The 11,732-nt window shown below is 67.4% G+C and carries 10 protein-coding genes; 7 read left to right on the top strand and 3 right to left on the bottom strand.

What is annotated here, in order from left to right; all coding sequences use genetic code 11:
* The first annotated feature begins 98 nt into the window (after window positions 1-98).
* The gene (locus VHB27_RS11540) at window positions 99-545 is read left to right on the top strand and encodes a RidA family protein (protein ID WP_325600452.1); all 447 of its coding nucleotides are present in this window, start codon (window positions 99-101) and stop codon (window positions 543-545) included.
* Here the strand turns inward: VHB27_RS11540 and VHB27_RS11535 are convergent.
* Window positions 521-1,192 (bottom strand): DUF1028 domain-containing protein, encoded by a 672-nt coding sequence (locus tag VHB27_RS11535; RefSeq protein WP_325600450.1) that lies wholly within the window; start codon window positions 1,190-1,192, stop codon window positions 521-523. The two genes, VHB27_RS11540 and VHB27_RS11535, sit on opposite strands and share 25 nt — an antisense overlap.
* 454 nt (window positions 1,193-1,646) lie before the next feature.
* Here VHB27_RS11535 and VHB27_RS11530 point away from each other — a divergent pair, with 454 nt between their 5' ends.
* The 4 genes from VHB27_RS11530 to VHB27_RS11515 are packed head-to-tail and all read left to right on the top strand — an operon-like array spanning window position 1,647 to window position 5,540.
* Window positions 1,647-2,588 (top strand): ABC transporter permease, encoded by a 942-nt coding sequence (locus tag VHB27_RS11530; protein WP_325600448.1) that lies wholly within the window; start codon window positions 1,647-1,649, stop codon window positions 2,586-2,588.
* On the top strand, window positions 2,585-3,523 hold the full coding sequence (locus tag VHB27_RS11525) for an ABC transporter permease (protein WP_325600446.1): 939 nt from the start codon (window positions 2,585-2,587) through the stop codon (window positions 3,521-3,523). Before VHB27_RS11530 ends, VHB27_RS11525 begins: the two co-directional genes overlap by 4 nt.
* On the top strand, window positions 3,523-4,530 hold the full coding sequence (locus VHB27_RS11520) for an ABC transporter ATP-binding protein (protein WP_325600444.1): 1,008 nt from the start codon (window positions 3,523-3,525) through the stop codon (window positions 4,528-4,530). Before VHB27_RS11525 ends, VHB27_RS11520 begins: the two co-directional genes overlap by 1 nt.
* Window positions 4,527-5,540, top strand: coding sequence for an ABC transporter ATP-binding protein (locus VHB27_RS11515; RefSeq protein ID WP_325600442.1), 1,014 nt, complete (start codon window positions 4,527-4,529; stop codon window positions 5,538-5,540). The genes VHB27_RS11520 and VHB27_RS11515 overlap by 4 nt, the downstream gene beginning before the upstream one ends.
* 144 nt (window positions 5,541-5,684) lie before the next feature.
* On the opposite strand, the gene VHB27_RS11510 is transcribed toward VHB27_RS11515, so the two are convergent.
* Window positions 5,685-7,181: an aldehyde dehydrogenase family protein gene (locus VHB27_RS11510; RefSeq protein ID WP_325600440.1), complete on the bottom strand. Its 1,497-nt coding sequence runs from the start codon at window positions 7,179-7,181 to the stop codon at window positions 5,685-5,687.
* Window positions 7,182-7,355: 174 nt separating this feature from the next.
* Here VHB27_RS11510 and VHB27_RS11505 point away from each other — a divergent pair, with 174 nt between their 5' ends.
* Together VHB27_RS11505 and VHB27_RS11500 are read left to right on the top strand one after the other, a co-directional pair.
* Entirely contained in the window at window positions 7,356-9,713 is a 2,358-nt protein-coding gene (locus VHB27_RS11505; RefSeq protein WP_325600439.1) for a xanthine dehydrogenase family protein molybdopterin-binding subunit, read from the top strand.
* Window positions 9,710-10,069, top strand: coding sequence for a hypothetical protein (locus VHB27_RS11500; RefSeq protein ID WP_325600437.1), 360 nt, complete (start codon window positions 9,710-9,712; stop codon window positions 10,067-10,069). The genes VHB27_RS11505 and VHB27_RS11500 overlap by 4 nt, the downstream gene beginning before the upstream one ends.
* A 33-nt stretch (window positions 10,070-10,102) precedes the next feature.
* Here the strand turns inward: VHB27_RS11500 and VHB27_RS11495 are convergent, their stop codons facing one another.
* Window positions 10,103-11,533 (bottom strand): aldehyde dehydrogenase family protein, encoded by a 1,431-nt coding sequence (locus VHB27_RS11495; protein ID WP_325600435.1) that lies wholly within the window; start codon window positions 11,531-11,533, stop codon window positions 10,103-10,105.
* Window positions 11,534-11,732 lie beyond the last annotated feature (199 nt).

Genomic DNA, 11,732 nt, shown 5'->3' with positions numbered 1-11,732 from the left:
TGGAACGAGACGCTGCGCGTCGTGCAGAAAGCGGCTGGCCTGTCTGAGCGCGTGAGGCCGGCCGATCCGAACCTGAAACGCGCGGCGGAGTAGCCACGATGGCGCATCAGCGCATACGGAAATTCAACACCGGCAATACGTACCCGGAACAGAAGCTCGATAACGACCTGTGCCAGGCGGTGATTGCCAATGATACGGTCTACCTGCGCGGACAGGTGCCGCAGGACCTGGACACCAGCGTCAGCGTGGCGATCGGCGACCCGGCGGGGCAGGCCGAACAGGTGATGAAGAACATCGATACGCTGCTGCGCGAATGCGGCTCGTCGCTGGAGCACATCTGCAAGGTCACCGTCTACCTCACCGACATCCGCTACCGCGAATCCGTCTACCGCGTGCTCGGCCGCTGGATGAAGGGCGTGTATCCGGTGTTCACGGGCCTGGTGGTCGTGGCCCTCGCGCGTCCCGAATGGGTGGTGGAGGTCGACGTGATCGCCGTCCTGCCCCGGGACCGGTCCGGGGATCAGGCGTCGCCGGGAACGCCATAGGACGGGGCGGCTTGGGGGTTCAGCGCGCGGGTGACGTAATCCGCCATCTGCGGCTGCCAGACGGACCACAGCGCCGCCAACTCCTGCAGCGGCGTGTCGTGCCAGTCGACGCGCAGGTCCGCGACGGGCCAGGCGACCCGGTCCACCAGCAGCATGCCGCAGGAGCGGATCGGCCCTGCCTCCCCGCCCGCTTCCAGGCCGGCCAGCATGGCATCGACGATCCGCTGCCCAAGCGCGCCGGCGGACGCCTCGAACGCTGCGACGATCGCGGCCGGCACGCCGGTGTTGGCGAGCAGGTTGCCGGCCGAAACGACGTCGCGCCCATGCGCGATGGCGTTCACCCCCAGGACCCGATCGCCGGAAAACGCAGCGGTACGGCCGCGCCGGTCGATGACGGTCAACTGCCGGAACGCCGGATGCGGTGCGGTCTGCCGCAAACTCGCGCTGGTCTGCTCTGCGTCGGCGCCGAGCGCAATCAGGTCGAGGCCTTTGGGGCCGAGACGCGGATCGGTGATGTTCTGCGTCGTCACTGCGCCGATCCCCGCCCGGGCATGCGCGCACCGCGCCGCGACGGCGGGGGAGGAAGACGCCACGGCAACACCGAACTGCCCGGTGGCCGTGCAGCGCGCGGCGATGGAGAATGTCATGACTGAAGTGTAGCGCGCGATGCGATGCCTACAAGGATTTAAGCTCCCTGCCAGGATTAGCTATTTCACCCACGTTAACGGCATTGTAAGCATGACCGACTTGCGAATGGGACATGCTCGGACACGCAATGCGGCCCGCTTTGTGCATGGTCCTCTCCTGGACCCACGTGCCGACATGCGGGACGGCGGCGTCACGGTGTGCGGACGATCCCAGCAAGGGAGGACGGCGCGGCGATCGGTCTCGTCCCGCCCGGCCGGCGTGCGTCCGAGGCGTTGGAAATGGCGGCGGCATCACTCGACCGGTGCCGTCCCCGGACAGGAGGTGCAATTTGGCTGATCGAGACTTCATCAGGCTGATAGCCGCGCCAGTCGGCCTCTCTTTGACCACCGCGCCATCCGGCGCCTCGCTGACCACCGCGCCATCCGGCGCAGGCGCAACCGATCAAGCCGCCTGATGTTCGCCTACATCATACGCCGCATCCTTGCCACCATTCCCGTCGTGCTGATGGTGGCCCTGTTCGTTTTCTCGCTTCTCTACATCGCCCCGGGCGATCCGGCCGCCATCATCGCCGGCGACCAGGCCACGCCGGCCGACGTCGCGCGCATCAGGGCCTCGCTGGGCCTGGACCGGCCGTTCCTCGTGCGGTTCTTCGACTGGTTCAACCACGTGATCCACGGCGACCTCGGGACGTCGATCTTCACCAACCTGCCGGTCACCCACATGATCGCGCAGCGGATCGAGCCGACAGTCTCCCTGATGGTGCTGACGCTGATCCTGTCGATCAGCGTGGCGATCCCGATGGGGGTCATCGCCGCCTGGAAGCACGGCAGTTGGATCGACCGGCTGGTGATGCTGTCCGCGGTGTTCGGGTTCTCGACGCCGGTCTTCGTGGTCGGCTACCTGCTGGCCTATATCTTCGCGCTGTGGCTCGACTGGCTGCCGGTGCAGGGGTTCGTCTCGATCTCCCACGGCATCATCCCGTTCCTGCGCACGCTGATCCTGCCCTCCATCGCGCTGGGCCTGATCTACATGGCCCTGATCGCCCGCATCACCCGCGCCACGATGCTGGACGTGCTGTCGCAGGATTACGTGCGGACCGCGAAGGCGAAAGGCGTCGGCCAGCGCGGCGTGTTGTTTGTGCACGCGCTGAAAAACGCGGCAGTGCCGATCGTCACCGTCATCGGCATCGGCTTTGCCGCGCTGATCGGCGGCGCGGTGGTGACCGAGAGCGTCTTCGCCATCCCCGGCCTCGGCCGCCTGACCGTCGACGCCATCCTGCGGCGCGACTACCCCGTCATCCAGGGCGTCGTGCTGCTGTTCAGCTTCCTCTACGTCGTGATCAACCTCTGCGTTGACCTTCTCTACACCCTGTTCGATCCAAGGATCCGCTATTGAGCACCACAGCCAGCAGCGAAGCGCCGCGGTTGGTCCGCGACGACGGCCGACCCTATGCGGTGGCACCCGAACTGCCCGCCATCCTGCCCGCGCCGAAGCAGCGCGGGCGGGTCATGGGCTTCATCTATCGCCATCCGACCATCGTGATCGGCGGCACGCTGGTCGCGATCATGATCCTGATCGCGATCTTCGCGCCCTATCTGGGCACGGTCGACCCGACGGCGCTGGCCCCCGCCAAGCGGACCCGTCCACCCTCGGCGCAATACTGGTTCGGCACCGACATGCTCGGGCGGGACGTGTATTCGCGTGTCCTTTACGGAACCCGGGTATCGCTGCTCGTCGGCTTCTCGGTCGCCTTCTGCGCCACCGTCCTGGGCACGCTGGTGGGCGTCGTCTCGGGCTTCATCCGCGTGCTGGACGCCGTGCTGATGCGCGCGATGGACGGGCTGATGTCCATCCCGCCGATCCTGCTGGCCATCGCCCTGATGGCGCTGACCGCCGCGTCCGTGAAGAACGTCGTCATCGCCATCACCATCGCAGAGTTCCCCCGCGTCTCCCGCCTCGTGCGCGGCCTCGTGCTGTCGCTGCGGGAGCAGCCGTATGTCGAGGCGGCGATCACCACCGGCACGCCGCTGCCGCTGATCATCTGGCGGCATATCCTGCCCAATACGCTGGCCGCCCTGATGGTGCAGGGCACGTTCATCTGCGCCTCGGCCATGATCACCGAGGCGATCCTGTCCTTCATCGGCGCCGGCACGCCGCCGATCATCCCAAGCTGGGGGAACATCATGGCCGAGGGCAGAGCGCTCTGGCAGGTCAAGCCGTATATCGTCTTCTTCCCCGCCGTCTTCCTGTCGATCACCGTCCTGGCGGTGAACCTTCTGGGCGACGGCCTGCGCGACGCGCTCGATCCGCGCCTGGCGAAGCGCCTCTGATGGACGGCAGCGATAATCCGCCCCTGCTGGAGGTCGTGAACCTCCAGACCCATTTCGCCACGCCCGACGGTGTCGTCCGCGCGGTGGAAGGGCTGTCGTTCCACATCGACGCCGGCGAGACCGTCGCGATCGTGGGTGAATCCGGCTGCGGCAAGTCCGTCACCTCGATGTCGATCCTGCGCCTGGTGCCGACCCCGCCCGGCAAGATCGCCGGCGCCATCCGCTTCGAGGGCCGCGACCTGCTCAACGCCTCCGAGAAGGAGATGCGGGACCTGCGCGGCAACGCGATCTCCATGATCTTCCAGGAGCCGATGACCAGCCTGAACCCGGTGCTGACCGTCGGCCAGCAGATCGGGGAGACGGCGCGCCTGCACCAAGGCCTGAACGCCAAGGACGCCGAGGCCAAGGCGGTCGAGATGCTGACCCTGGTCGGCATCCCCGCCCCCGGGCGGCGCGTGCGGGAATATCCGCACCAGCTTTCCGGCGGCATGCGCCAGCGCGTGATGATCGCCATGGCCCTGACCTGCAACCCCCGCCTGCTGATCGCAGACGAGCCGACGACGGCGCTGGACGTGACGATCCAGGCGCAGATCCTGGACCTGATGCGCGACCTGAAGACGCGCCTGGGGTCGGCGATCATGCTGATCACCCACGACCTGGGCGTCGTCGCCGAAATGGCCCAGCGCGTCGTCGTCATGTACGCCGGCCGCAAGGTCGAGGAAGCCTCGGCCGACGCCATCTTCGCCCGGCCGATGCATCCCTATACCCGCGGCCTGCTGGGCGCCGTGCCGAAGCTGGGGTCGTCCCTGGTCGACGGCGACCGCGGCAAGCTCGCGGAAATCCCGGGCCAGGTGCCCAGCCTTCGCAAGCCGATCGTCGGCTGCGCCTTCGCCGGCCGCTGCACCATGGCCACCGACCTGTGCCGCCGGGTCGCGCCGGCGATCGAGCCGAAAGCCGCCGGCCATAGCGCCGCTTGCCATTACGCCGGGGAGACGATCGCCGCATGATCAAGAATTCGCCGCTGCTGGAGGTGAACGCGCTGAAGAAGCACTTTCCCATCCATGGCGGGCTGCTGGGCCAGACGACCGCCAAGGTCTATGCCGTGGACGGGGTCACCTTCTCCATCGACCGCGGCGAGACGCTGTCCCTGGTCGGCGAGTCCGGCTGCGGCAAGTCGACCGTGGGCCGCGCCATCCTGCGCCTGTTCGACCTGACCGACGGCGAGGTCTACCTGGACGGGGAGCGCATCGACAACATGCGCGCCAGCCGCCTGCGCAGCATGCGCCAGCGGATGCAGGTCGTCTTCCAGGACCCGTTCAGCAGCTTGAACCCGCGCATGAAAGTCCGCGACATCCTCGCCGAACCGCTGCGCAATTTCGGCGTCGTCAAAGGCCACAAGGCCCTCACCGCTCGGATCGAGGACCTGATGGACACCGTCCGCCTGCCGCGCGACGCGATCAACCGGTTTCCGCACGAGTTCTCGGGCGGGCAGCGCCAGCGCATCGGCATCGCCCGAGCGCTGGCCCCCGGCGCGGACCTGATCATCTGCGACGAGGCGGTGTCGGCGCTCGATGTGTCGGTGAAGGCGCAGATCATCAACCTGCTGGGCGACCTGCAGCAGGAGCTTGGGCTGGCGCTGCTGTTCATCAGCCACGACCTGGCAACGGTCGAGCACCTGACCCACCGGGTCGCGGTGATGTATCTGGGCAAGATCGTGGAACTGGCGGACCGGCGGTCGCTGTTTTCGGCCACCCGCCATCCCTATACGCTGGCGCTGCTCTCCGCCGTCCCGGTGCCTGATCCGACGGCAAAGCGCCAGAGGATGATCCTGACCGGCGACGTCCCCAGCCCGATCAACCCCCCGTCCGGCTGCCGGTTCCACACCCGCTGCCCGTTCGCCTTCGACCGCTGCCGGGTCGAGGAACCCGTCCTGCGTCCCGGCGGCGCCGAAGGCCACCTGGCCGCCTGCCACCTGGATGAGCTGCCAACCCGGAAGGTGCTGCCCGCGGCGGCATAAGCGGAATCCATCCCCCGCCACGATCCCCAGGCCGTCGCGCACGCCCTTCAGGCCCCAGACGTCGTCGGGCCCGCCCCGTCATGGCCCGCCCCGTCATGGCCCGGCTCGGCCGGGCCTGACGGGATGCGGGTCGAACGTCAGGCCCTAAAGCGCCTGCGTGACCGCCTTCACCTCCGTGTAGTTGTGGAACACCTCCGCGCCCATCTCTCGTCCCCAGCCGGATTGCTTGTAACCGCCAAACGGCAGTGACGCGTCGAACACGTTATGGCAGTTGATCCACACGGTGCCGGAACGAATGCGGTTCGCCAGCTTGTGCGCCATCCCCGCGTTCGACGTCCAGACGCTGGCGGCAAGCCCATAGATCGTATCGTTCGCGCGTCGGGCCAGCGCTTCCAGGTCATCGTCGTCGAACGGCTGGGCGCAGACGACCGGGCCGAAAATCTCCTCGCGGATGACTTTCATGTCGGGTGTCGTGTTTTCCAGTACCGTTGGGGCGACGAAATAACCCAGGTTGCCCACCCGGTCGCCGCCGGCGGCGATCCGAGCGCCGGAGCGCCTGCCGTCGTCGATGTAGCCGGTGACGCGGGCGAATTGTTCGTCCGACACCAGCGGCCCCATCTCGGTGACCGGATCGAGTCCAGGCCCGACCTTGATCTTTCCGGCGATGTCGGCGACGCCCGAGACCACCTTGTCATAGACCGACTTATGCGCGTACAGCCGCGAGCCGGCGCAGCAGCATTGCCCGTGGTTGAAGAAGATCGCGTTCGCCGCGCCGGCGATCGCCAGGTCCAGGTCGGCGTCGGGCAGGATGATCGCCGGCGACTTGCCGCCGAGTTCCAGCGACACTTTCTTCAGGTTCCCGGCGGCGGCATGAACGATCAGCTTGCCCACCTCGGTCGAGCCGGTGAAGGCGACCTTGTCCACGTCCGGGTGTGCCGCGATGGCCGCGCCGGCCGTCTCGCCAAACCCGGTCAGGATGTTCACCACGCCCGGCGGGATGTCGGATTGCTGGATCAGCTCCGCCAGCCGCAGCGCGCTGAGCGGAGTCTGTTCGGCGGCCTTCAGCACGATCGTGCAGCCCGCCGCCAGCGCCGGCGCCAGTTTCCAGGCCGCCATCAGCAGCGGGAAGTTCCAGGGAATGATCTGCCCGACCACGCCCACCGGCTCGCGCACCGTATAGGACAGGTATTCGCCCGGCAGCGACAGCGGCAGCGTCGTGCCGGTGATCTTCGTCGCCCACCCGGCCATGTAGCGGAACATGTCGACCGCCAGCGGCAGGTCGGCGACCCTGGCCACGGCGTATGGCTTGCCGTTGTCGATCGATTCGAGTTCGGCCAGCTCTTCCAGGTGCTTCTCGATCAGATCGGCCACCTGCCACAGGATCTTGCCCCGTCCGGATGGACCGATCTTCGCCCAGACCCCGCTGTCGAAGGCCTGTCGCGCCGCCGCGACCGCGCGGTTCACATCTTCCGCATCGCCCTCCGGCACGTTCGCGATCGTCGCCCCGGTGGCCGGGTCATACACTGCGAAGGTCTTGCCCGAGGCAGCCGGAACCAGCTTGCCGTCGATCAGCATGCCCGCCTGGCGGCTCAGAAACCCGCCGGCATGACGCAGCCTTGGGTCGAGTGTGACCGTGTCCATGTCGTGTCCTCCGTTCGATGTCCCGTTGGCCAAGCGGGCGATGGCATCGAGCGGTCCTCCCCTCTTGGCAGACGGACCTTAATCGGTCAGCATCGCTATATCCATACGGATATTGCGTCACGGATATTACGCCGGCCGCCCACCCAATGCCGGTCTTTTGAGAGCACGCCACGCATGAACGTAGCCATCGATCCCAACCGCCTGACGAGCGGAAAATTCGCCGTGGGACAGCCGGTCTCCCGCAAGGAGGACCCTGTCCTGCTGCGCGGCGAGGGACGCTATACCGACGACCTGAACTGCCCCGGCCAGCTTTACGGCGTCATGGTCCGCAGCCGCATCGCCCACGGCACCATCAACGGCATCGACGCCGACGCCGCCCGGGAGATGCCCGGCGTGCGCGCCGTGTTTCTGGCCGCCGACCTCGACGGCATCGGCAACATGCCGGCGGCGGCCGGGAAGAATCGCGACGGATCGCCGACGCCCCGCCCGCCGCAGCGGCCGCTGGCGGTCGACCGCGTCCGCTATGTCGGAGAGCCCATCGCGATGGTGGTGGCGGAGACCGTCCAGCAGGCGCGCGACGCCGCCGAGATGGTCTACGCCGACATCGACCTGCTGCCCGCCGTCACGACCGCGGCCGAGGCGGCGGCGCCCGGTGCGCCCGCGCTGCATGAAAGCGCCCCCGGCAATGTCTGCATGGACTTCCATTACGGCCCGACCGAGGACGTGGACGCCGCCTTCGCCCGCGCGGCCCATGTCACGCGGCTGGCGATGCGCAACAACCGCATCGTCGTCTGTCCGATGGAACCCCGGTCCGCGATCGGCGAATTCGATACGGAACAGGACCGGTTCGTCCTGCGCCTGGGTTGCCAGGGCGTCTTCGGCCAGCGCGCGCTGATCAGCGGCATCCTGGGCGTGCCCAAGGAAAAGGTGCAGGTCCTGACGGGGAATGTCGGCGGCTCCTTCGGCATGAAGGCATCCGCCTATCCCGAGTATATCTGCCTGCTGCACGCCGCGCGCGTACTGGGCCAGCCGGTGAAGTGGCGCGACGACCGGTCGGAGAGCTTCATGTCCGACAGCCATGGCCGCGATCATGAGATGGTGGCGGAGCTGGCCTTGGACGAAGCCGGCCGCTTCCTGGCCGTGCGGGTGACCGGCTACGGCAATCTCGGCGCCTGGCTGAGCAACGCCACCACCATTCCGCCGACGCTGAACACGGTGAAGAACATCATCGGCGTCTACCGGACGCCGCTGGTGCAGGTGACGACCAAATGCCTGTTCACCAACACGACGCCCGTCGGCGCCTATCGCGGCGCCGGTCGTCCCGAAGGCAACTATTACATGGAACGCCTGGTCGACACCGCGGCACGGGAGATGGGGATCGACCAGATCGAGTTGCGGCGGCGAAACCACATCCAGCCGGAGCAGATGCCCTATAAGGCGCCGTCCGGGATGGCATATGATTGCGGCGAGTTCCCCATCATCCTTGAAAAGGCCCTCTCCGCCGCCGACTGGAACGGCTACCCCGCTCGGCAGGCCGACTCGCGGCGACGCGGCCTCGTCCGGGGACGCGGCATCGGACACTACCTGGAAGTCACCGCCGACGCCGGCGCCGAGATGGGCGGCATCCGGTTCGAGGATGACGGTTCCGTTACGATCATCACCGGCACGCTGGATTACGGCCAGGGCCACGCCTCGCCGTTCGCCCAGGTGCTGTGCGACCGGCTGGGCGTCCCGTTCGAGAAGATCAAGCTGCTGCAAGGCAATTCCGACGAGATGCTGGCCGGCGGCGGCACCGGCGGATCACGGTCGATGATGCAGAGCGGCGGCGCGATCGTCGAAGCCAGCGACCTGGTGATCGAACGCGGCAAGCGCGCCGCGGCGCATGTCCTGGAAGCGGCCGTGGTGGACATCGAATTTTCCGCCGGCCGCTTTTCCATCGCCGGCACCGATCGCGGCATCGGCATCATGGATCTCGCGCTGCGGCTGAAGGAGGTGACCGGACTGCCGGAGGACGTGCCGGACAGCCTGGACGTCAGCCATGTGTTCAAGGGCGTGCCGTCGGCGTTCCCGAACGGGTGCCATGTCGCGGAAGTCGAGATCGATCCCGAAACGGGCGTGGTGGACATCGTCCGCTACACCACCGTCAACGATTTCGGCGTGCTGGTGAACCCGATGCTGGTCGCCGGGCAGGCGCATGGCGGCATCGTCCAGGGCATCGGCCAGGCGCTGATGGAAAGCGTCGTCTACGACGACAGCGGCCAACTCGTGACCGGGTCGTACATGGATTACGCGCTGCCGCGGGCCGGCGACTGCCCCAGCCTGGGGTTCGAGAGCCATCCGGTTCCTGCCCGCACCAATCCGCTGGGCGTCAAGGGCTGCGGCGAGGCCGGCTGCGCGGGCTCGCTGCCGGCGGTGATGAACGCGCTGGTGGATGCGCTGTCGACGTTCGGCATCACGCATATCGACATGCCCGCGACGCCGCATCGGATCTGGCAGGCGATTCAAGACGCCCAACGGAACGCCGCATCATGACCGAACCGATCGACATCGACGCCGCCGAACTGATCGACGCCAGGCCCGGCGGCGACGGCCGCAGCCTGACGGTGAAATTGCGCGACCGGAACGGCCGGACCCTGCGGCTGACGCTGCCGGCGCAATGGCTGGATCACCTGGTCACCGCCGCTCCGTCATCGGTGGGGAACGGCGAGGCGCATCCGCTGTCGAGTTGGCACATGGAAGCCGCCGGCGACGGGACGCTGCTGCTGGTCCTGCGCACGCCCGAAGGGACGGCGGTGAATTTCACCGTCAAGCCCTGGCAGATCGCGGGGATGGCAACGCTGGCGACGCATGGCCGTCTCGATCGGAACGAGACGGAGCGGGTGCATTAGAGGCCGGTCGGGGGGCTGAAGTGCCCCCTCCCCTCAGGCGGCGTCGTAGCCGATCACCGCCTTGATCTCGGTGAAATCGTCGATCGCCCACTTCCCGTATTCGCGGCCGTTGCCCGACTGCTTGTAGCCGCCGAACGGCGCGGCCGTGTCGCTTGCCGGATAGTTCACGAACACGTTGCCCGCCCGCATCTCGGCCGCGACCTTGCGGGCGCGCGCCTGATCGGCGGATTGCACGTAGGCGGCGAGGCCATAGACGGTGTCGTTCGCCATCCGGATCGCATCCGCCTCGTCCTTGTATGGCAGGATCGACAGCACGGGGCCGAAGATCTCCTCCCGCGCGATGGTCATGTCGTTGCGCACGTTGGCGAACACCGTCGGACGGACGAAGTAGCCGCGGTTCAGGTTCTCCGGCCGGCCGGGGCCGCCGATCACCAGTTCCGCGCCTTCGTCGATGCCGGACTGGATCAGGCGCTGGATCTTATTGAACTGCACCTCGCTGACCACCGGGCCGATCGTCGTCGCCGGATCGTTGACCGCACCCGGAACGACCCGAGCGGCGGCGGCCTTGGCGATGGCTTTGACTTCGTCCTGGCGGTCGGCGGGAACCAGCATGCGCGTGGGCGCGTTGCAGGACTGCCCGCTGTTTCCCATCATCCCCAGCACGCCCTTGGTGACGGCGGTCTGGAAGTCGACGTCGGGCAGCAGGATGTTGGCGGATTTGCCGCCCAGTTCCTGGCAGACCCGCTTGACGGTCGCGGCGGCGTTGCGGGCGACCAGGATTCCGGCGCGCGTCGACCCGGTAAAGGACATCATATCGATATCAGGATGAGACGACATCGCCTCGCCGACCACGGCGCCTTCGCCCTGCACCATGTTGTAGACACCGGCCGGCACGCCCGCCGCATGCATCACCTCGGTCCAGATGATGGCGTTCAGCGGCGCGATCTCGGTCGGCTTCAGCACCATGGTGCAGCCGGATGCGATGCCGGGCGCCACTTTGCAGACGATCTGGTTGATCGGCCAGTTCCACGGCGTTATCAGGCCGACGACGCCGATCGGCTCGCGGGCGATCAGCGTCTTGCCTTCCATCCATTCGAACGGATAGGTCTCCAGCACCTCGATCATGCGCATCAGATGCGCGGTGCCGGTGGCGGCCTGGCGCTCCAGGGCGAATTTGTAGGGCGCTCCCATCTCCTGCGACAGGGTGGCGGCGATGTCCTCGCGCCGCTTGGCGTATTCGGACAGGATCGCCTTCAGCAGGTCGAGCCGGTCCTTCCGCGACGTGCGCGCGAAGGACGGGAACGCAGCCCTGGCCGCGGCGACGGCGCGATCGACGTCCCTGGCGCCGCCGACGGCGATCTTGGTGAACGCCTCCTCGGTGGACGGATCGACCACGTCCAGCAGTTTAGGCTCCAGCGGTTCGACCCACTGGCCGTTCACGTAGTGCTCGCGCTCGTGCTGCATGCGGTCCTCCTGTTTTGGTCCCGGCCCGTTCGGCAGGCTGGTTCGCTATATACATCCGGATATTTCGATAGGCAAAGCCCGAACCCGGCGGCCGGCGCCTGGACGAACGGCTCACTACGATATATCCAAAAGGGTATAGCGTAGCCACCTGGCCGCGCTGGCGCGTCAACACAGGAGGACGCACCATGGCCCAATATCC

The organism is Rhodopila sp. (assembly GCF_035548235.1).
Lineage (GTDB): Bacteria > Pseudomonadota > Alphaproteobacteria > Acetobacterales > Acetobacteraceae > Rhodopila.
This window is presented reverse-complemented; position numbering and strand designations above follow the sequence as displayed.